General features: G+C 73.7%; 19 protein-coding genes. 9 read left to right on the top strand and 10 right to left on the bottom strand.

The window, feature by feature from the left end:
• Window positions 1-47: 47 nt before the first annotated feature.
• Window positions 48-1,169: an amidase family protein gene (locus ABZ810_RS31050; RefSeq protein WP_358409372.1), complete on the bottom strand. Its 1,122-nt coding sequence runs from the start codon at window positions 1,167-1,169 to the stop codon at window positions 48-50.
• Entirely contained in the window at window positions 1,166-2,212 is a 1,047-nt protein-coding gene (locus ABZ810_RS31045) for an acetamidase/formamidase family protein (protein ID WP_358409370.1), read from the bottom strand. Before ABZ810_RS31045 ends, ABZ810_RS31050 begins: the two co-directional genes overlap by 4 nt.
• A gap of 101 nt (window positions 2,213-2,313) precedes the next feature.
• Between ABZ810_RS31045 and ABZ810_RS31040 the strand changes: the two genes are divergently transcribed.
• Genes ABZ810_RS31040 through ABZ810_RS31010 form a run of 7 tightly spaced genes read left to right on the top strand, consistent with a single transcriptional unit; the run spans window position 2,314 to window position 9,311 of the window.
• The gene (locus tag ABZ810_RS31040) at window positions 2,314-3,072 is read left to right on the top strand and encodes a GntR family transcriptional regulator (RefSeq protein WP_358409369.1); all 759 of its coding nucleotides are present in this window, start codon (window positions 2,314-2,316) and stop codon (window positions 3,070-3,072) included.
• 23 nt (window positions 3,073-3,095) lie between these two features.
• Window positions 3,096-3,944, top strand: a complete 849-nt coding sequence (locus ABZ810_RS31035; protein ID WP_358409368.1) for a sulfite exporter TauE/SafE family protein — start codon at window positions 3,096-3,098, stop codon at window positions 3,942-3,944.
• 57 nt (window positions 3,945-4,001) lie between these two features.
• The gene (locus tag ABZ810_RS31030) at window positions 4,002-5,252 is read left to right on the top strand and encodes an amidohydrolase family protein (RefSeq protein ID WP_358409367.1); all 1,251 of its coding nucleotides are present in this window, start codon (window positions 4,002-4,004) and stop codon (window positions 5,250-5,252) included.
• On the top strand, window positions 5,249-6,457 hold the full coding sequence (locus tag ABZ810_RS31025) for an amidohydrolase (protein ID WP_358409366.1): 1,209 nt from the start codon (window positions 5,249-5,251) through the stop codon (window positions 6,455-6,457). Before ABZ810_RS31030 ends, ABZ810_RS31025 begins: the two co-directional genes overlap by 4 nt.
• Window positions 6,458-6,468: 11 nt before the next feature.
• A complete protein-coding gene (locus tag ABZ810_RS31020) occupies window positions 6,469-7,263 on the top strand; it encodes an ABC transporter ATP-binding protein (RefSeq protein WP_358409364.1) in 795 nt (264 codons plus the stop codon).
• A complete protein-coding gene (locus ABZ810_RS31015; protein ID WP_358409362.1) occupies window positions 7,260-8,153 on the top strand; it encodes an ABC transporter permease in 894 nt (297 codons plus the stop codon). Before ABZ810_RS31020 ends, ABZ810_RS31015 begins: the two co-directional genes overlap by 4 nt.
• A 9-nt stretch (window positions 8,154-8,162) precedes the next feature.
• Window positions 8,163-9,311, top strand: coding sequence for a hypothetical protein (locus ABZ810_RS31010; protein ID WP_358409360.1), 1,149 nt, complete (start codon window positions 8,163-8,165; stop codon window positions 9,309-9,311).
• A gap of 45 nt (window positions 9,312-9,356) precedes the next feature.
• On the opposite strand, the gene lhgO is transcribed toward ABZ810_RS31010, so the two are convergent.
• The 4 genes from lhgO to hisN form a co-directional block, all read right to left on the bottom strand.
• The gene (gene lhgO, locus ABZ810_RS31005) at window positions 9,357-10,553 is read right to left on the bottom strand and encodes an L-2-hydroxyglutarate oxidase (RefSeq protein WP_358409358.1); all 1,197 of its coding nucleotides are present in this window, start codon (window positions 10,551-10,553) and stop codon (window positions 9,357-9,359) included.
• Window positions 10,550-11,482, bottom strand: coding sequence for a TIGR03619 family F420-dependent LLM class oxidoreductase (locus tag ABZ810_RS31000; RefSeq protein ID WP_358409357.1), 933 nt, complete (start codon window positions 11,480-11,482; stop codon window positions 10,550-10,552). The genes lhgO and ABZ810_RS31000 overlap by 4 nt, the downstream gene beginning before the upstream one ends.
• Before the next feature lie 113 nt (window positions 11,483-11,595).
• Window positions 11,596-11,787 carry a hypothetical protein gene (locus ABZ810_RS30995; RefSeq protein WP_358409355.1) on the bottom strand — a complete coding sequence of 64 codons (192 nt, stop codon included), beginning with the start codon at window positions 11,785-11,787 and terminating at the stop codon, window positions 11,596-11,598.
• A gap of 154 nt (window positions 11,788-11,941) precedes the next feature.
• The gene (hisN, locus tag ABZ810_RS30990) at window positions 11,942-12,745 is read right to left on the bottom strand and encodes a histidinol-phosphatase (protein WP_358409354.1); all 804 of its coding nucleotides are present in this window, start codon (window positions 12,743-12,745) and stop codon (window positions 11,942-11,944) included.
• 101 nt (window positions 12,746-12,846) lie between these two features.
• Here hisN and ABZ810_RS30985 point away from each other — a divergent pair, with 101 nt between their 5' ends.
• Window positions 12,847-13,704 carry a hypothetical protein gene (locus ABZ810_RS30985; RefSeq protein ID WP_358409352.1) on the top strand — a complete coding sequence of 286 codons (858 nt, stop codon included), beginning with the start codon at window positions 12,847-12,849 and terminating at the stop codon, window positions 13,702-13,704.
• A 43-nt stretch (window positions 13,705-13,747) separates the two neighbouring features.
• On the opposite strand, the gene ABZ810_RS30980 is transcribed toward ABZ810_RS30985, so the two are convergent.
• The gene (locus ABZ810_RS30980; protein ID WP_358409350.1) at window positions 13,748-15,271 is read right to left on the bottom strand and encodes an FAD-binding oxidoreductase; all 1,524 of its coding nucleotides are present in this window, start codon (window positions 15,269-15,271) and stop codon (window positions 13,748-13,750) included.
• Window positions 15,272-15,465: 194 nt separating this feature from the next.
• Between ABZ810_RS30980 and ABZ810_RS30975 the strand changes: the two genes are divergently transcribed.
• Window positions 15,466-16,380, top strand: a complete 915-nt coding sequence (locus ABZ810_RS30975; protein ID WP_358409348.1) for an MHYT domain-containing protein — start codon at window positions 15,466-15,468, stop codon at window positions 16,378-16,380.
• Here ABZ810_RS30975 and ABZ810_RS30970 read toward each other — a convergent pair.
• The 3 genes from ABZ810_RS30970 to aroA all read right to left on the bottom strand — a co-directional run bounded on the left by ABZ810_RS30970 (window position 16,358) and on the right by aroA (window position 20,315).
• Window positions 16,358-17,923: a serine/threonine-protein kinase gene (locus tag ABZ810_RS30970; RefSeq protein ID WP_358409347.1), complete on the bottom strand. Its 1,566-nt coding sequence runs from the start codon at window positions 17,921-17,923 to the stop codon at window positions 16,358-16,360. The genes ABZ810_RS30975 and ABZ810_RS30970 overlap by 23 nt on opposite strands.
• Window positions 17,924-17,998: 75 nt before the next feature.
• On the bottom strand, window positions 17,999-19,018 hold the full coding sequence (rsgA, locus tag ABZ810_RS30965; RefSeq protein WP_358409534.1) for a ribosome small subunit-dependent GTPase A: 1,020 nt from the start codon (window positions 19,016-19,018) through the stop codon (window positions 17,999-18,001).
• Window positions 19,019-19,046: 28 nt separating this feature from the next.
• Window positions 19,047-20,315, bottom strand: coding sequence for a 3-phosphoshikimate 1-carboxyvinyltransferase (gene aroA / locus ABZ810_RS30960; protein WP_358409346.1), 1,269 nt, complete (start codon window positions 20,313-20,315; stop codon window positions 19,047-19,049).
• Window positions 20,316-20,411: the final 96 nt, after the last annotated feature.

Genomic DNA, 20,411 nt, shown 5'->3' with positions numbered 1-20,411 from the left:
CGCCGCGACGAGATCTTCGGGGCCGGCGAGGCGGGCGCGATCCTCACCTATCGCTGAGCGATCATCGCGCAGAGGTCGAGGAGGGATTCGTCCCGGCCCGGTTCGCCCACCAGTGACAGGCCGAGGGGAAGGCCGTCGCGGGTGGCCGCGGGGACGCTGATCGCGGGGGCGCCGAGGACGGGGGCGAGGCAGGTGAGGCGCAGGGTCGCCGTCCGGTCGCCGGTCTCGCCCAGCCTGGGGGCGGGCGCGGGAGTGCTGGGAATCACCAGGACGCCGCGCACACGTTCGCGGAACGCCTGGAGGACGTGTTCGGCCTCGGCGCGTTCGGCGCCGGTGACATCGGCCGCGAGCCGGACGCGGGCGGCGACGCCGGGGCCGAACGCGGGGGACTCCCGGGTGATCCAGCCGCCGTGGGACTCCCACATCTGGGCCGCCTGCACGGTGGAGAACGCGGCGCGAAGGCGGTCCCGTTCGCGGTCGTCGGCGAAGAGCGGGGCGCGCTCGACGGGGAGGTGCGCGCTGACGGTGGCGAGGGCGTCCGCGAGTTCGGGGGTGGACGTCCAGAGGTCGGCGGGGGCCAGGAGACGGGCCGGGGGAGCGGGCGAGGGCGAGCCGGTGAGGAGGGCGGCGGCCGAGGCGCGGAGCGTCGCGAGGTCCCGGGTCAGCAGGCCGGGGGCGTCGAAGGACGGGGCCAGGGGGACGACGCCTTCCCGCGAGACGCGGGCATGGGTGGGGCGGAGGCCGTAGAGGCCGGTGTAGGAGGCGGGCACGCGGATGGAGCCCGCGGTGTCGGTGCCCAGGCCGATGTCGGCGAGGCCCGCCGCGACGGCGGAGGCCGTGCCGCTGGACGAGCCGCCGGGGACATGACCGGGGGCGGCGGGGTTGGGCGGGGTGCCGTAGTGCGCGTTGGTGCCCGCGAGGCTGTACGCGAGCTCGTCGGTGTGCGTCTTGCCGACGAGGACGGCCCCGGCCGCACGGAGGCGGGCCACGGCCGGGGCGTCCCGTTCGGCAGGCGGGTGGGTGGCCAGCCAGCGGGGGTGGCCGGCGCCGGTCGGGAGCCCGGCCACGTCGATGACGTCCTTGACCGCCAGGCGAAGCCCGGCGAGCGGGCCGCCGGCGGTGGGCGCGCGCTCGGTGACCGGGATCCACGGGACGAAGGCGCCGGTCAAGGCAGGTCCGCTTTCCTGATGCAGCAGTGCACGCCCTTCACGATGTCGACCACCTGCGAGATGCGGAAGTCGGCGGCGGCGCTGAGATAGGCGAGCCCGACCTGGGGCGGGACGCCGTGCCGTTCGTTCAGGAACGTGAGGGCGTTGCGGGTGGCCTGCTTCACCGCCTCGTCCAGGTCGCGGTCGAGGCCGAGGACCAGGTGGTCGGTGGCGGTCTCCGCGAACGGGGTGGCCAGGGCCGCGGCCAGCGCGCGGATCGCCGGGTCGGCGTGGACGGTGAGGCGGACGGTCGCGCGCAGCGGCGCCTCGAAGGCGGTGAGCGCCACCTCGCCGTCGCCCATCGCGAAGTGCGGGTCGCCGGTGTAGAAGAGCGCGCCCGGCACCTGGACCGGGAGGTAGAGGCTGGCGCCGAGGCCGAGCATCGAGACGTCGATGTTGCCGCCGTGCGGGCCGGGCGGCACCGAGTGCACCGGCTGGTCGGTGGCGGCGGCGACGCCCATGATCCCCAGGAACGGGGCGAGCGGGAAGCGCAGGGACCGGCCGTCGCCGACCGGGAGGACCCCCCGGCCGTCCTCGACGGTGGCGACGAGGGAGACGGTCCCGGGCGTGGCCGGGTACTCGCCGGGGAGGGCGCCCTTGCCGTGCCGGTTGCTGATCACGCCGTAGGGGGCGCGGCGGTCGAGGGCGAGGATCTCCACTTCGAGGACGTCGCCGGGCTGGGCGCCGGCGACCGCGATCGGGCCGGTGACCACATGCGGTCCCTGCGCCGCGGGGTCGTGGACGGCGTCGCGGGCGACCGCCGCCGCGTCCGCGAGGACGGCCGGGATGCCGGACGCGGCGAAGAACGCGGCGGGGTCGCGGCCCTGGTCCTCGAGAATGCCCTCGTGGCTGACGGTGTCGATGGTGATCGTGGAGCCGGAGGCGACCTTGGTCACCGGGCGGCTCGTCGCGTTGGGGAGCAGGCCCCAGGCGATCGAGTCCAGGTCGGCGGGCAGGTAGGCGTCACCGTGGACGGTGCCCTCGCGGGGCTGGAGCAACTGCATGCGAACACCCGATTCCTGGCATGGGGCGGTACCGGACTCGGGGTGGGAGTACGCTCGTATACAACCATCTCGACGCGGTCCGAGTAAACCCGGGGGCATCCATGGACAACGCGCGCATGTCGCCGCAGCAGGTCTGCAAGGCCATCCGCGACGACATCATCCGGCGGGTGTTCGAGCCGGGGAGGCGGCTGACCGAGGAGTCGCTGGCCGCGCGGTACGGGGTGTCGCGGGTGCCGGTGCGCGAGGCGCTGCGCACGCTGGAGGCGGAGGGCTTCGTGCACTCCCGCAAGTACGTGGGCACCTTCGTCGCCGAGTTGTCCGAGACCGAGGCCGCCGACCTGCTGGAGATCCGCGGGCTGCTGGAGCCGCTGTGCGCGAGCCGGGCCGCCGCCCGGCGCACGCCCGAGCAGCTCGGCCGGCTCAAGGAACTGGTGGCGCTCGGCCTCGACGCGGTGGCGGACGGCCGCCTGGAGGAGCTGGCGCGGCTCAACAGCCGGTTCCACGAGGTGCTGGCCGAGGCCTCCGGCAGCACGCTGCTCAGCCAGCTCATCGACCAGCTGAGCCAGAAGATCGCCTGGGTCTACTCGGTCGAGCTGCCGCGCCGCGCCCACGACTCGTGGCAGGAGCACGTGGAGATCTGCGCGGCCCTGGAGGCGGGCGATCCCGAACGGGCGCACGCGGCGGTCACGCGGCACATCTCGCATGCCGAGGCCGCCTACCTCTTCCGTGACCGGGGCACCGGCTCGGCCGCCGGCGGAGACGCGGACACGGACACGGACACGGGTACGGGCGCGGGTACGGGCGCGGGTACGGAGGCGGGCACGGACGCCGGGACCGGAGCGGTGACCGAAGCCCCCTGAGGGCTCGTATACGATCTGCCCGCATGACCCCCCACGATGTCGCGCTGCTCGCCGGAGCGGGCTTTCTCGCCGGGATCTGCAACGCCGTCGCCGGCGGCGGCAGCCTGATCAGCTTCCCCGCGCTGCTGGCCACCGGGCTGCCCCCGGTCACCGCCAACGTCACCAACGCGCTCGGTGTCTGGCCCGGTTACCTGGGCGGCGCCTTCGCCTACCGCGGCCGCCTGAAGGGGCACGGCCGCAGGTTGCGCGCGGTGATGGCGGCGGCGGCCCTCGGCGCCATCGGCGGGACGCTGCTGCTGCTCGTCCTGCCCGCGGCCGTCTTCCAGGCGGTCGTGCCCTACCTCGTCCTCGGTGCCACCACGCTCTTCGCCGCCCAGCCGCGGATCAACCGCCTCCTGGCCAAGGCCGCGGCCAGGCGGGAGCCCGCCGTCCCCGAGACCGTGCAGGTCGGTGGCGGCGTGGCAACGACCTCCACCGACGCGAAGGAGGGCGCCGTCGCGCCGGAGTGGGCCGGCCGGTCCTTTCCGCTGCTCGCGGGGGTGTTCCTGGCCGGGCTGTACGGGGCGTACTTCGCGGGCGGCCTCGGGATCATCCTGCTCACCGTCCTGCTGCTCACCACCAGCGCGGAGATGCAGTTCCAGCAGGGGGCGAAGACGGTGCTCCAGCTACTGGTGAGCACGGTCGCGACGATCGGGTTCGCGGCCTTCGGGCCGGTGCACTGGGTGTCGGTGCTCGTGCTCGGCCCGGCCTGCCTGCTCGGCGGCAACCTGGGCGGACGCCTGTCGCGGCGATTGCATCCGACCGCGCTCCGGGTGGCGGTCACGGTGTTCGGCCTGGTCATCGGGATCAGGATGCTGGTGAGCGGTTCGTAACGAGGGCGACACACGCCGGGTGAGAGATCGAAACAGGCGGATCGTATACAACTGTCCGTGAGTTTCGAACCAAGACCGCCGGACCTCGTTCTCCGTGCGGCGCGGGTCGTCGACGACGGCGGCCTCGTCGACATCGTGATCGCGGACGGCCGTGTCTCCGCCCTCGTTCCCGCCGGGAGCGCCGCCCCGGCGGCCGAGGAGATCGACTGCGCCGGGCGCGTGGTGATCCCCGGCCTCATCGAGCCGCACCTGCACCTCGACAAGGCCCTGCTCGACCGGGAGCGCCCCAACCCCGACGGGACCCTGGCCGGCGCCATCGAGGTCACCGGCGAGCTCAAGCGGGCGTTCACCCACGAGTCCGTGCGCGCCCGTGCCCGCCGCGTCCTCGACCAGGCCGTCGCCCACGGCACGACCCACGTCCGGGCGCACCCCGACATCGACCCCGTCGTCGGTCTCCTGGCGTTCGAGGTCATGCTCGACCTCCGCGAGGAGTACCGCGACGCGCTGGACCTGCAGATCGTGGCGTTCCCGCAGGAGGGCATCTTCCAGGCGCCCGGCACCGAGGAACTCCTGCGCGAGGCCCTGCGCCGCGGCGCGGACGCCGTCGGCGGCTGCGCCTACAACGAGCCGGACCTGGACACCTGCCGCCGCCACGTGGACCTGGTCTTCGACCTCGCCGCCGAGTTCGGCGTCCCCGCCGACCTGCACGCCGACATGGCGGCGGACGGCGGCGACCCGCGCTTCGCATTGGCCGAATACATCGCCGGGCTAACCGAAGCCGCCGGCATGGGCGGCCGGGTCGCGCTCGGCCACGTCAACTCCCTCGCCGGACGCCCCGAGCACGCCGCCGTGATCGAGCGGCTGGCCGCCGCCGGCGTCGCCGTGGTGCCGCTGCCCTTCACCGACACGCACCTGAACGGGTGCGTCGCCCCGATCCGCGAGCTCTGGGCCGCCGGGGTGACCGCCGCGTACTCCTCCAACAACGTCCGCAACGCCTTCACGCCGTTCGGCAACGCCGACCCGCTCGACGTCGGGCTGTTCGTGGCCCAGACGTTCCGGATGTCGGGCGCGGACCTGGCGAAGGTGCTCGACATGGCCACCGGCCAGGCCGCCCGGGTGATCGGCGTCGCCGACCGCCACGGGCTGCGGCCCGGCGCCGACGCCGACCTGGTCGTGCTCGGCACCCACCGCGTCGCCGACGTGCTCCTGGACCGGCCCGACCGCTGCTACGTGCTCAAGCGCGGCCGCGTCGTGGCCCGGACCGCCCGTACGACCGACCTCCTCATCCGAAGGGAAGCCCTCCTTTGACCGAGCCGAACGAACTGCTGCTGCGCGGCGGTCGTCCGTGGACGCCCGAAGGTCCGGCCCAGCGCGCCGACCTCCTCGTCCGGAACGGGCGGATCGCCGAGATCGGCCCCGGCCTGACCGCCGGGCCGGACGCCGAGGTGATCGAGCTCGGCGGGCTCTTCGTCCTGCCGGGGCTGGTCGACGCGCACAGCCACCTGGACAAGACGTTGTGGGGCGGCCCCTGGGTGCCGCACTCGGCCGCGCCCGGCCTGGCGGGCAAGATCGCGAACGGTGAGGGGCGCCGCGCCGAGTTCGGCCTGCCCAGCTCCGACTACGCGAGCGCGCTGCTCGGGCACATGGTCACGCTCGGCACCGCGCACGTCCGCTCGCACGTCGACATCGACCCCGAGGTCGGCCTGGACGGGGTCGACGCCGTGTGCGAGGCGTCGGCCGCGCACGACGGCCGGGTGGACGTCGAGCTGGTCGCGTTCCCGCAGGGCGGCCTGCTCACCCGGCCCGGCACCGCCGAGCTGATGGAGGAGGCCCTGAAGAGCGGCGGCGTGGGCGTCGTCGGCGGCCTGGACCCGGCGGGCGTCGACGGCGACGCCGTGGGCCACCTGGACGCGGTGTTCGGGATGGCCGAGCGGCACGGCGCCAAGGTGGACGTCCACCTGCACGACGGCGGGCGGCTCGGCGCCTGGGAGATCGAGCTCATCATCGAACGCACCCGGGCCACCGGGATGCAGGGGCTGGTCACCGTCAGCCACGCGTACGCGATGGGCGAGATCGAACGGGCCCTCCAGGAGCCGATCATCGAGGGCCTGGCCGAGGCCGGGGTCTCCCTGGCGACCTGCGCCAACCGCGACGACCCCGTACCGCCGCTGCGCCTGATGCACGAGGCGGGCGCGAACGTGGCGGCGGGCAACGACGGCGTCCGCGACCTGTGGACGCCCTACGGCGACGGCGACATGGTCCGGCTGGCGATGCAGATCGCCGCCCGCAGCGTCTTCTTCCGCGACGAGGACATCGAGCTGGCGTTGCTGGCCGCCACCTACGGCGGGGCCCGCGCGCTCGGCCTCCCCTCGTACGGGCTCGTGCCGGGCGCGCCCGCCGACCTCTGCGTCGTCCCGGGCCAGGCCCCGGCGGAGATCGTCATGTCCCACCCGGCGCGGTCGCTGGTGCTCAAGTCCGGCCGGGTCGTGGCCCGCGACGGCGAACTGGTGTGAACGGAGGAACCATGGACGACATCCGCTTCGAGGACGTCTCGCTCACCTTCCCCAACGGGACGCGGGCGCTGTCGGGCGTCTCGCTGACCGTGCGGCGCGGGGAGTTCGTGTCGCTGGTGGGCCCGTCGGGCTGCGGCAAGTCGACGCTGCTCCGGCTGGCCGCCGGGTTCGAGCGGCCGACGTCGGGCGCGGTCCGCACCGGCGGCGAGGCGCTGGGCTACGTGTTCCAGGACGCGACGTTGCTGCCGTGGCGGACCGTGCTGCGCAACGTCGAGCTGCCGGGCCAGCTGTCCGGCGCCGGCCCGGCGGAACGCCGCGAACGCGCGATGGACGCCATCCGCCGCGTGGGGCTCGACGGCTTCGAGAAGCACCGGCCCGCGCAACTGTCGGGCGGCATGCGCATGCGCGTCTCCATCGCCCGCGCCCTCACGCTCCAGCCGAAGCTCTTCCTCTTCGACGAGCCGTTCGGCGCGCTCGACGAGATGACCAGGGAACGGCTGAACGAGGAGGTCGGCGCGCTCTTCGTGTCCGACCCGTTCGCGGGCCTGTTCGTCACCCACTCCGTTCCCGAGTCGGTGTTCATGTCGACCCGCGTGGTCGTGCTCTCCGGGCGGCCGGGGCGGATCGTCGCCGACATCGAGGTGCCGTTCGGCTACCCGCGCCCGCCTGAGCTGCGTTACAGCCCCGAGTTCGCCGCCGTCGCGGCGCGCGTCTCGGAGGCGCTGCGCTCCGTGGAGCACGAGCAGGGCGCCGAGAGCGAGCACGAGAACCCCGGCACGGCCGATGACGAGGAGGCAGCCGCATGACCTCGGTGACCACCCCCACCGCCCCCGCCGCGTCCGGGGCCGCCGCCCCGCCGAAGGAACGGCGACGCTCCTCCTCCGGCGGCGGCGGCCGGCCGGGCTCCCGGCTGCGCGTCATCGCGCCGATCGCGGTCTTCGTCCTGGTGATGGGCGCCTGGACGTTCGTCAGCGAGTCCGTGCTGGCGGAGGACTCGCGCTTCCTGCTGCCCGCGCCGTACGACGTGATCAAGGTCGGGCTGTTCGACGCGGCCAACCGCGCCGAGATCCTCGACGCGCTCTGGTCGACGACGCAGATCGCGCTCACCGGCCTCGCGCTGGCCATCGTGCTCGGCGTGCTGCTGGCGGTCGTGATGAGCCAGGCGCGGTGGGCGGAGTTCTCGCTCTACCCGTACGCGGTGGTGCTCCAGACGATCCCGATCCTGGCCGTCGTGCCGATGTTCGGGTTCTGGTTCGGCTACGAGTTCACCAGCCGCGTCATCGTCTGCGTGATGGTCGCGCTGTTCCCGACCATCACCAACACGCTCTTCGGCCTCAAGTCCGTCGAGCCCGGCCTGCACGACCTGTTCACCCTGCACGGCGCCACCCGCCTGCAACGGCTGGTGCGCCTGCAACTGCCCGCCGCGCTGCCCGCCATGGTCACCGGCTTCAAGATCTCCGGTGGCATGGCCATCATCGGCTCGATCGTGGCGGACTTCTTCTTCCGCCAGGGCGAGCCCGGCATCGGCCGGATGATCGACGTCTACCGGCAGCGGCTGGCCACCGAGCAGCTGCTGACCTGCCTGATCCTCTCCTCCCTCGTCGGCCTGATCGTGTTCTGGGCCTTCGACCTTCTGGGCGACCACATCGACCGGCGCCGTTCCGGCCGCGCCGCCACCACCACGACCAAGAGCTGAGAGTCCACCATGCGCATGAAGCCCCTCCCCGCGACCCGTTCGGCCGTGGCGCTCGCCGCCGCCGGCGCCCTCCTCACCGCCTGCGGCGGCGCCGACGCCGGGAACGTGTCCGCGCCGACCGGCAAGGGCCCGCTGTCGGGCATCTGCCCGGCCACCGTCGTCATCCAGACCGACTGGTACGCGACGCCGGAACGGGCCGCCGCCTACCAGCTCGTCGGCCCCGACGGGAAGGTCGACACCCGCAAGGGCGCGTACGCGGGCCCGCTCGGCGACACCGGGGTCAACGTCGAGGTACGGCTCGGCGGGCCGTTCCTCGGCGGCCAGCCGATCCCGGCGCAGATGTACCAGGACAAGTCGATCACGCTCGGCTTCGTGCCCACCGACGACGCGGTGCGCTCGGCGGAGAAGTTCCCGGTCAAGGCCGTCTTCTCGTCGCTCGACATCAACCCGCAGATCATCATGTTCGACCCGGCGACCTACCCGGACGTGCGCACCTGGAAGGACGTCCCCGCCACCAAGGCGAAGGTCGTCTACAGCGAGGGCAAGGCCTACATGGACTTCCTCATCGCCAAGGGCCTGGTGACCAAGGAGCAGGCGGACGCCTCGTTCGACGGGACGCCCAGCCGCTTCGTCGCCGACAAGGGCAAATCGATGCAGCAGGGCTACATCAGCAACGAGCCGTACCGCTGGCAGAACGACGTGCAGGGCTGGAAGAAGCCGGTGAAGTCGCTGCTCATCCACGAGGCGGGCTATGAGATCTACCAGCACGGCTGGTCCGTGCGCGCCGGCGAGCTGGAGAAGAACCGCGCCTGCCTCGCCAAGCTCGTGCCGATGCTCCAGAAGGCCCAGGTCGACTACGTCCAGAACCCGGGCCCGATCAACCAGGCCCTCGTCCGCATCGCCGAGACGATCCCGGACGGCCCGCCGATCACCCTGCCGGGCAACACCGACTCCGTCCGCGTCATGAAGGAGCAGAAGATCGTCGGGAACGGCCCGAACGCGACCCTCGGCGACTTCGACCTCAAGCGCACCGCCCGCGCCATCGCCGCCGTCACGCCGATCTTCACCGCGCGCGGCGACACGATCCCGGCCGGGCTGAAGCCCGAGGACATCGTGACCAACGAGTTCATCGACACCTCGATCGGCCTGAAGGGCTGATCCGCCCGCCTGCCGGCCGCCCTGCGCGGCGCCCGTCCGCCGCGGCTACTCGTCCAGGACCGTGGCCGCGACGTGCTCGGCGATGGCGAGCGACGAGGTCGCCGCGGGGGAGGGCGCGTTGCGGACGGTGGTGACCGGCCCGATCGAGCCGATGCGGAAGTCGTCCACGAGCGCACCGTCGGGGTCCACGGCCTGGGCCCGGACCCCGGCGGGCGCGGGCACCATGTCGGCGGCGGCCAGCTCGGGCACGAACGCCCGGGCCTCGGCGAGGAACGCGCGCTTGACCGCCGAGCCGTACATCTCCTTCACGCCGGTCTTCCAGTGCCGCGCCGCCAGGCGCCGGAAACCGGGCCAGCGCAGCGTCTCCCACACGTCGGCCGGGCGGACGTCACGCCGCCGGTATCCCTCGCGCGCCAGCGCCAGCACGGCGTTGGGCCCGATGTCCACGCCGCCGTCCACCCGCCGCGTGAAGTGCACGCCGAGGAACGGGTAGCGCGGGTCGGGCACCGGGTAGATCAGCCCGCGCACCAGGTCGGTGCGGGACGGCACGAGCCGGTAGTACTCGCCGCGGAACGGCACGATCGCGGGCCCGGCGGAGTCACCCGCCAGCCGCGCGACCCGGTCGGACTGGAGCCCGGCGCACACCACCAGCCGGTCGAACGCCAGCTCCTCGCCGCCGGCCGAGACGACCACGACCCGGTCGCCCGCGCGGCGCAGCCGGGCCACCTCGAAGCCGAGGCGCACCTCGCCGCCCGCCTTGGCGACGTCGTCGGCGTACGCGCGGGTCACCGCGGGGAAGTCGACGATCGCGGTGGTGGGGGAGTGCAGGCCCGCCACGCCCGCCGCGTGCGGCTCGATCTCGCGGATCTCCTCGCGCGAGGCCAGCCGCCGCAGGCCGGGCACGCCGTTGGCGGTGGCGCGGCGCTCGATCTCGGCGAGCGCGTCCAGCTCGGCCGCCGACCTCGCGACCACGACCTTGCCGCACTCGTCGTAGGGCAGGCCGCGGTCGGCGCAGTAGTCCTTGAGCAGGCCGATCCCGCGCCGGCAGAGCGTCGCCTTGAGCGAGCCGGGCGTGTAGTAGAGGCCCGCGTGCGCCACCCCGCTGTTGTGGCCGGTCTGGTGCGCGGCGACACGGTCCTCCTTGTCGAGGACGGTGACCGCCGCGTCAGGGCGCAGCTCGCCCAGCCGCCGGGCCACCGCCAGGCCGAGGATCCCCGCGCCCACCACGCCGATACGAGTCACCCGCCGATGCTCGCACACCGCACCCGTTCGTGGATCAGGGCGGCCTCGGCCAGCATCCGCCGCGGATCGTCACAGGTCTGCTGGAGGTCGAGGAGGACCTCGTGCGCGCCCAGCCGGAAGCAGGTCAGCACGTCCTCGACGACCTGGTCACGGGAGCCGACGAACGGGAAGCGCTCACCCGGCGTCCCGCCTCGGGCGACGGACACCGCGTCCCCGGTGAGGAACACGTTGCCGCGCACGATCAGCTCCAGCGAGCCGTTCTTGGCGCGCAGCCGCTCCCACGTCTCCGCCATGACCGGGAACGGGACGCCCGCCGGAAGCCAGCCGTCGGCGCGACGCGCGACGCGGTCGAGCGCGGCGGGCGCGCGGCCCGCGAGATAGAGCGGCGGGCGGCGCGGCGGCCTGGGATCGATCCGCGCCGGATCGATGTGCCAGAAATGCCCCTGATGCGACACCGGTGACCCGGCCCAGACGGCCTCCAGGACGTCGAGGGTCTCCTCCAGCCGGGCGCCGCGTTCGGCCCACGGCACCCCGGCCGCCGCGTACTCTTGCCGCGACCACCCCACGCCCAGGCCCACCATCAGCCGCCCGCCGCTCAGCACGTCCAGCGACGCCAGCTCGCGCGCGAGCCGCACCGGCACGTGCAGCGGCGCGATCAGCACGTTCGTGCCCAGCCTGATCCGTTCGGTGCGCGCCGCGGCGGCGGTGAGCGTGACCAGCGGGTCGAGGAACGTGCCGAAACCCTCGGGCCACGGCAGCAGGCCCCCGTACAGCTCCGTCGGCTCGACCGGCCGCAGCAGCCGGTCGCCCACCCACAGGCTGTCGAAGCCGATCTCCTCGGCCGCGGCGGCGACCGTGTGGACCGCGTCGGCGGTCGCGTGCGGGCCGTACTGGGCGATGGCCAGCCCCAGCCGTCGTTCTGCGGTCACCCGATGATCCCCCGTGCTCGTCCCGGCCCGCCACGTCCTGCCCGACCGGAGACCCCGAACGGGCCGACCGGCTCAGGTCACGCCGAACGGCGCGGCGGGCCGACCTCCGGCGGTCAGCTGCCGAGGCGCTTGCGGCTCTGAGCGCGGACGCGCTTGCGCTGCGACGGGTCGAGCATGAGGTAGCCGACCAGCGGTGCCCCGACGACGCCGAGGATGATCAGCGCGCTCAGCCACCACGGGAAGATGAACAGGGTCAGAAAGCCGACGGCGACTCCGCCGATGATGACTTTGCTCTTGGTGGTCATGTCCCAAACCTCCGTACGGCCGCCCACTGGGTAAACGGACGTGACAGGGCCGCCAGTTCCGCTTGGCTCCCACGATATGTCGCGAGTGGGCGGCCGTCCAAAGATCACGTTGCGTGGCGGCTCGGATACGGGTCAGATGCGGGTCAGATGCGGGTCAGATGCGGAGGGAGAGTTGACCTCCGCCGAGGGTGCGCAGCACCTCGGCGTGCAGCAGGCCGTTGGTGCAGACGACGCTGCCGCCGTCCGGCCCCGGGACCCCGGACAGGTCGGTGAACATGCCGCCCGCCTCCTCGACGATCACCTGGAGGGCGGCGAGGTCCCAGAGCGAGACCTCGGGCTCGGCGGAGACGTCGACGGCGCCCTCGGCGACCATCATGTGCGACCAGAAGTCGCCGAACGCGCGGGTGCGCCACACCGAGCGGTTGAGGTCGAGGAAACGTTCCAGCCTGCCCTGCTGCTCCCAGCCGCTGAGACTGGAGAACGACAGGGACGCGTCCGCCAACTCGGCGACGGACGAGACCTGGAGGCGGGAGGCGCGGGCGAGGCTGCGGCCGGTCCAGGAGCCGCCGCCCCGGGCGGCCCACCAGCGGCGGTTGAGCGCGGGCGCCGACACCAGCCCGACGACCACCTCGTCCGCCTCCATCAGCGCGATCAGGGTGGCCCAGACGGGAACGCCGCGGACGAAGTTCTTGGTGGCGTCGATCGGGTCGATGACCCAGCAGCGGGCGCCGTAGCCGGTCTTGCCGTACTCCTCGCCCACGACCGCGTCCCGGGGGCGGGCGCGCTTGAGGGTGCCGCGGATCTGCTCCTCGACGCTGCGGTCGGCGTCACTGACCGGGGTCAGGTCCGGCTTGGTCTCGATGCTCAGATCGAGTGCCTTGAACCTCTTGGTCGTGATGTCGTCGGCCGCGTCCGCCAGCACGTGGGCGAGACGCAGGTCATCGGAATAGCCTGCCACGGCGTGCAACGCTACCGCGATCACGGCGTGCGCCGACACTCTTACCGGGTGGAAGAGCGTTGTGCCCGGCTAGCGGGGCCCGTTGATGGGAGCATGGTCGAATGGCGCACGACCTTCCCGGGTGGGTGGCCGAGCTGACCGACCCACGCCGGGCGCAGACGCTCGAGGAGCTTGCCGACAGGCTCGTTCCGCTCGCCGAGCACGCGATCGACGTTTCCCGGCGGTTGCAGACCCTGCTCAACGAGCTCAACGACCCGTTCCGGCGGGAGGCCCTCTACGGCCGGGTCGACCGGCTGAAGAGCCGCGCCGCCGAGGCGCTCGACGAGATCGCGGCCGAGATCGGGGCGTCCGGTGAGAGCCGGATCGAGAAGATCTGGGCCGAATGGGTCGAACGCGGCGGCGGCGCGGCCGAGCCCGACACGGCGCGGGCGCAGGAGCTGCGCCGGCGACTGGAGAGCGACGTGGTGCCGGTGCTCACCCGGCAGCAGCAGGAGGTCGCCACCCAGGTCGCGGCGCGCACGTCGACCGCCCTGGAGGAGGCGACCCAGACGTTGCTCACCCGGGTCGAGGAGCTCGCCAAGGCGGTCACCGACCTGATCCACGACGTGCTGCCGCTGGCCCGCGAGGGGCTCAACCTCGCCAGCCGGATCTCCGCCCTGTCGAGCGCGGCGCGCAAGGCGGGGCGCGGGCCGGTCCCCGACGAGATGAAGGAGGCGGGCGCCGAGACCTCCCGCGCCTTCGACGAGGCGGTGGCCAGGCTCGAGCTGGAGTGGGCCGCGCTCGGCGCCCGTTCGGCGACGGTCCGGGCGGCGTTGCGCGGAGCGGAGGAGACCGCGTTCAGCCATGTCACGACCGCGATGACCCGCTGCGTCGAGGACCTGGCGCCCGACCACGTCAAGGTCCTGAACGAGGCGGAGGAGCGCGCCAACTCCCTCTACGACGAGATCGGCAACGGCTGATCGGCTCGCGGCCCGGGTCGCGTCACCTCGCGGCCCGGAGGCGTCAGCCCACGGACTGGGGGAAGCGGAAGAGCCGGGCCGGGTCGTAGGCCGCCTTCGCCCTGCGCAGCCGTTCGAGGTTGGGGCCGTAGTAGGCCCGCGCCCAGCCGGCCAGTTCGGGATCGATGTAGTTGACGTACGCGGCGCCGCCCGCGTGCGGCTCCATCGCGCGGTGCGTGGCCCGCAGCCAGTCGCGGTCGTCGCCGTCCGCCAGGTACTGCGCGCAGAAGAGGGCGCCGCGGTGCGGGAACGCGGTGTCGCCCGGCTTCACCCGGCCGATCGCGCCGCCGAGCGCGTCGATCAGCACCGACCGCCCGGACACCTCGTTGCCCCGGGCGAACCGCGCGAGCAGCGCCTCGATGCCCGTGTCCGTCAGCGGGCGCGTGACGACGTGCGACTTGCCCGCGTAGTCCGTCCGCGGAAAACGCCCGCCGGGGCGGCGGCCCGGCAGCGTGCCCTGGCCGTGGCACGCGTCGATCGACTGCCCGGCACAACCACCGACCCGCTGCATGGTGGCGAGATAGGAGCGGCGCACGAGGCCGGGCCCGTCCGGCTCGTCGCCGACGGCCGCGGTGAGCCGGTCGAGGTCCCGCTCGGGGGACTCGGCGGCGACCCCGGTGATGTCGATGGTCGGGGCGCCCGCCCCGGGGGAGGTGTTGATCTGCACGCTCGTCCACACGCCGTCGGAGGCGGACGGCAGCCAGCGCTGCCAGCCGCGGAGCACCGCCGCCGCGCGCGACCAGGGCCAGCGCAGGTCGAACGTCGTCAGGTCGCCGGCCTCGTGCGTGCGGAACGTGAACTCGACCGCGACGCCGAAGTTGCCGCCGCCCCCGCCGCGGCACGCCCAGTACAGCTCGGGCTCGCGGGCGGCGTCGCAGGTGCGGACGCGGCCGTCGGCGGTCACCACCCGCACCGACTCCAGGACGTCGCAGGTCAGGCCGTACGCGCGAGAGAGGACGCCGAGCCCGCCGCCGAGGGCCAGCCCGGCGATGCCGACGGTCGGGCAGGTGCCCGCCGGCACGCCCGCGCCGGCGCGGGACAGCCGGTCGTACAGGTCGATGAGCCGCGTGCCGGCGCCGACCGTCGCGCGCCCGCCGTCGTGCTCCACCGCGTCCATCGCGGACACGTCGACGACCAGGCCGGAGCCGGTCGACCAGCCCGCGTAGTTGTGACCGCCGGAGCGGACCGCCACCGGCAGCCGCCGCCGGGTCGCGAACGCCACGCACTCCGCCACGTCCTGCGGGATCTCGCAGTAGGCGATCCCGGCGGGGCGGACGCGGTCGTACCGGGGGATGTAGAGGCGCTTCGCCTGGTCGTAGGCGGCGTCGCCGGGGCGGATCAGCCGGCCCTCCAGTCCGCGTTCGAGCGCGTTCCAGTCGGCGGGCCCGGTCGGCGCCGGGCGGGACGCCCGGGGCGTGGTCGCCTTCGGGCCGGCGCCTCCACGGTCGCCGTCCGGCGAGCAGCCGGACGCGGTGAAAGAGCCCAGCCCGCCGAGTGCGGTCGCCGCGAGGAACGTGCGTCGTTCCATGCGGCCATTCTCGCCATTGGCCGACGGATTTCACGCGTTTCGCAACGATCTTGAAGGCCAAGCTGAACGTCCGCTGAAGCCTCTCTGAAGATCGTTGCAGGTCATGGCCGGAATGGGCCATATTTCTTCCTGTTTGGAGCAGGTCGTGGTCGTTAGCATGCGATCACTATTGGGGTGGACCACGGGGGATGTTCGTGACGGCCGAAACTCATCACTTTGCCTACGGGATCAGCACGCCCGCGATCGCCTACACACTGTCGGTGATCGGGTCGATGCTGGGGCTGATGTGCACCTCGCGCGCCCGCGCGACGGAGGGCACCCGGCGCGCCGGCTGGCTGGGCCTGGCCGCGGTCGCGATCGGCGGCACCGGCATCTGGGCCATGCACTTCATCGCGATGCTCGGCTTCAAGGTGTCGGGCGCCCACCTGCGCTACAACGTGCCGCTCACCCTGGTGAGCGCGCTCATCGCGGTCGGCGTCGTCGGCGTCGGGCTGTTCACGGTCGGCTTCGGCGGGGCCCGGCTGGCGCCGCTGCTGATCGGCGGGGTGGTCACCGGCCTCGGCGTGGCCAGCATGCACTACACCGGCATGGCCGCCATGAACATGTCCGGGCACCTCAGTTACGACGCGGTCCTCGTCGTGGCGTCGGTGGTGATCGCGGTGGGCGCGGCGACCGCGGCCCTGTGGTTCACCGTCCGCGTCCGGGGCCGGCGCGCCACGTTCGGCGCGGCCCTCATCATGGGCGTCGCGGTCTGCGGCATGCACTACACCGGCATGGCCGCCATGCGGGTGACCCTGCACTCCTCGGACTCGCACGCACCCGCCGGCGCCTCGGCGGGCGACTTCCTGCTGCCCCTGATCGTGGGCCTCGGCCTCCTGGCCACCATCCTGCTCGTGATCGTCTCGCTGGCCCCCACCGAGGCCGAGCTGATCGACGAGGCGCGCCAGGCGACCCGCGTCCCGCCCGAGCCGTCCCGGGGCGCGGTCCGGTCGGCGTACCGGGACCAGCAGGTGCCGGCGCCCCGCGCGCCGCTGCTGCTGCCGCACCGCCCGCAGCCCGGCCGCCCCAGGAGCGACGAGACCCGGCCTAGGGGCGACGGAACTTCGTGAGGAACGTGTCGAACTTGGCGTTGCTGTCCTGCCAGTTGTGCTGGCCGGACACCAGGAACGCCATCTGCAGCCCGCCGTTGTAGGAGAAGACCCGCACCCGGCAGCGCCCGTTCTTGCCGTCCTTCTTGAACGTGAACTGGAACTCGGCGGCCTTGCCGTCCTGGAAGGGGATGTTCTCGTTCCAGGCCACCTGCTGGTAGTCGGCGTAGCCGGAGTCGTTCTGGAAGCTCTGCGCGGCCTGGTTGAGCTGCCGGGCCTCACCGCCCGGGGTGTCGGCGAGGTGCTGGAAGAAGATGCCGCGGGTGGCGCCGGCGTCCGGGTCGGTGAACGACACGTTGCGGCCGGTCTGCTCTTGCTTCCAGCCCCGCGGAACGAGCGTGACGAACGACCCCTGGTAGGTGTCGAATCCCGCCGGGGACCCCGAGACGCTCGTTCGCGCCCCCGGAGAGCCGCTGGAGGAGGACGTCACGCCGGGGTCGTCGTCCTCGCCGTTGACGAAGACCAGGACGATCAGTACCGAGGCCGCCAGGATCACGGCGAGCACGCCCGCGGGGACGATCAGCGCCCAGCGCGGGGACCGGGACCGGCGCGGCGGCGGCTCCAGCGTGCCCGGCGGGGGAGGCGGCGGCAACGTCATGTCGCGGGCCGGCCCGCCGTCCACCGTGACCGGGTGCGGTGGATGCGGCGGGTGCGGCGGTGCCCAGCCGGTCCCGCCGGCCTGGAACGGGGCGCCCTCGGCGCCCTGGGCGATCTGGCGGAGCCGCTGGAGCGCATCCTCGGGACGGGTCCGCTGGTCCGGGTCCTTGTGGAGGAGGCCCTCGATCACCGGCGCCAGCGGGCCGGCCCGCCGCATCGGGTCGGGATCGTCGCTCAGCACCGCGGCCATCACGCCCCACACGTCATCGCGCTGGTACGGCGGACGGCCCTCCACCGCGGCGTACAGCGTCGCCCCGAGCGACCACAGGTCGGAGGCGGGGGAGGCCTTCTGGCGGCGGGCGACCTCGGGCGCGAGGTAGGCGGGCGAGCCGACGACCGCGCCCGCCTGGGTGAGGGTCTCGTCGCCCGCGACCGTGGCGATGCCGAAGTCGGTGAGGACGGCCCGGTCGTGCTGCATCAGGACGTTGCCCGGCTTCACGTCGCGGTGCACGACCCCGGCCGCGTGCGCGGCCCGGAGCGCCTCCAGCAGGCCGGCGCCGATCGCCGCCACCCGTGCCGGGGGCAGCGGCCCCTCCCGCGAGATGACCTTGTCGAGCGCGGGCGCGCGGACCAGCCGCATCACGATCCAGGGGCGGCGGTCGTGCTCGATCACGTCGAAGACCGTGACGATCCCGGGGTGGTCCAGCCGCGCGGCCGACCGCGCCTCGCGGAACGTGCGGGCGTACGTCCGCTCACGCTGGACGTCGTCGATGCCCGGCGGGAGCGACACCTCCTTGACCGCGACCTCGCGGTCGAGCATGCGGTCGCGGGCCCGCCAGACGGCGCCCATTCCACCGCTGCCGAGCAGTTCCACGAGCTCGTAGCGCTCCGCGATGACCTGGGGCATAGAAGGACGATACCGACCTCTCGCGCCCTCTGAAGCGGGCTTCGTGGCGCCGCCCGGCGGCGCCGCCCGGCAGGGTTACTCGGCTTCGCCCTCGCGGCTGGCCAGCAGGCGGCGCAGCGAGTCGAGGCGCGCCCGCGAGGCGCGCCCCTCGGCGACCCACTCGTCGAGGCCGCAGTCGTCCTGAAGGTGGTCGCAGAGCGGCGGGCACCGTTCGGCGGCGCCCTCGGCGAGGTCCTCGAACGCGTTGATGACGTTCTCGGGCTTGACGTGGGCCAGGCCGAAGCTGCGCACGCCCGGGGTGTCGATGATCCAGCCGTCGCCGTCCGGGAGCTCCAGCGCGACCGCCGACGACGAGGTGTGCCGGCCGCGTCCGGTGACCGCGTTGACGTGGCTGACCGCACGCTCGGCGTCCGGCACGAGCGCGTTGACCAATGTCGACTTGCCGACACCCGAGTGCCCGACGAGCACGCTCATCCGCCCGGCCAGGTGCCCGTACAGCTCGCCGACCTGCCCCGCGGCCTCCTGGCCGCGCGTGGTGACGACGTACCGGACGCCGAGGGGCGCGTATTCGGCGACCAGCGCGTCCGCGTCGCCGAGGTCGGCCTTGGTGAGGCAGAGCAGTGGCTCCATGCCCGCGTCGTAGGCGGCGACGAGCTGCCGGTCGATCATGCGGGGCCGCGGCTCGGGATCGGCCAGCGCGGTCACGATCACCAGCTGGCCGGCGTTGGCGACGATGATCCGCTCGAACGGGTCGGTGTCGTCGGCCGTGCGGCGCAGCGACGACGTGCGCGGCTCGACCCGGACGATCCGGGCCAGCGTGTCGGGCTCGCCGGACACGTCGCCGACCAGCGCGACCCGGTCGCCCACCACGACGCCCTTGCGGCCCAGCTCGCGGGCCCGCATCGCGACGACGTTGCGGGCGTCACCGGTGCCCTCGCCGACCAGGACCTGGTAGCGGCCGCGGTCGACGGCCGTCACGAAGCCCGCGACCGCGTCCTCGTGCGCCGGCCGGCGCCGGGTGCGCGGCTTGGAGCCGCGACGGCTCGGGCGTACCCGGACGTCGTCCTCGTCGTAGTCGCGTGTTCGTCGTGCCAGTGTCCGTGCCTTTCTGTGCGGTGCCCGGCTACGCGGTCACCATCGAGCCCCACAGCTCGGTGAAGTCGGGAAGGGTCTTGCCCACGGTGGCGACGTTCTCCACCTCGACGCCCGGGACCGCCAGGCCGAGCACCGCCGCGGCCATGACCATCCGGTGGTCGTCGTAGGTGTGGAAGACGCCGCCGCGCAGCGGGCGCGGGTTGATCGCGATGCCGTCCGGCAGCTCCGTCGCGTCGCCGCCGAGGGCGTTGATCTCGTTGACGAGCGCGGCCAGCCGGTCGGTCTCGTGGCCGCGCAGGTGCGCGATGCCGGTCAGCCGGGACGGCGACGAGGCGAGCGCCGCGAGCGCCGCCAGGACGGGGGTCAGCTCGCCGACCTCGTGCAGGTCGGCCTCCAGGCCCTCGAACGTGCCGGAGCCGCGGACGGTGAGGCCGTCCGGCCCGGACGTCACCTCGGCGCCCATCGCGGCGAGCAGGCCGCGCAGCGCGTCGCCGGGCTGGGTGGTGCGCTCGGGCCAGCCGGGCACGGTCACCCGGCCGCCGGTCACCAGCGCGGCGCCCAGGAACTGCGCCGCGTTGGACAGGTCGGGCTCGATGACGGTCTCGCCGCCGCGCAGCGGGCCCGGCGCGACCCGCCAGACGTCGTCCTCGACCTCGACGGCGGCGCCGCGCTCGCGCAACATCTCCACGGTCATCGCCAGGTGCGGCGCGGACGGCACGGGCGGGCCCACGTGCCGGACCTCCACGCCCTTCTCGAACCGCGGCGCCGCCAGCAGCAGGCCGGACACCAGCTGCGAGGAGCCGGACGCGTCGATGGTTACGGTGCCGCCCTCGACCGTGCCGCGGCCGCGGATCGTGAACGGGAGCGCGCCCCGCCCCCCGTCGTCGATGTCCGCGCCCAGCTCGCGCAGCGCCGTGATGAGCGGGCCCATCGGCCGCCGGCGCGCGTACGGGTCGCCGTCCACCACGACCTCGCCGTCGGCCAGGGCCGCGACCGGCGGGACGAACCGCATCACCGTGCCGGCCAGGCCGCAGTCGATGCGGGCGGGGCCGGTCAGCTCGCCCGGCAGCACCTGCCAGTCGTCGAAGTCCTCGCCGACGCCGACCCCCAGGGAGCGCAGCGCCCCCGCCATCAGCTCGGTGTCGCGGCTGCGCAGGGGGCGGGTGACGGTCGCGGGGGACCCGGCCAGCGCGGCCAGGATCAGCGCACGGTTGGTCATCGACTTGGAGCCCGGGATCGCCACGGTGGCGTCGACCGGGGCATGGGCCACCGGGGCGGACCAGTGCGGAGAGGACATGTCCCAAGGTTATCGGGACCCGCCCCGGGCGCGCGGACCACTATGGGGCCGCCATCGGGCAGGCAAGATCATGACAAGGAACGGAAAACCCTCCGT

Source organism: Spirillospora sp. NPDC047279 (assembly GCF_040643285.1).
GTDB lineage: Bacteria > Actinomycetota > Actinomycetes > Streptosporangiales > Streptosporangiaceae > Spirillospora.
The sequence above is the reverse complement of the archived record's forward strand: the minus strand, read 5'-3'. Positions and strand labels throughout refer to the sequence as shown.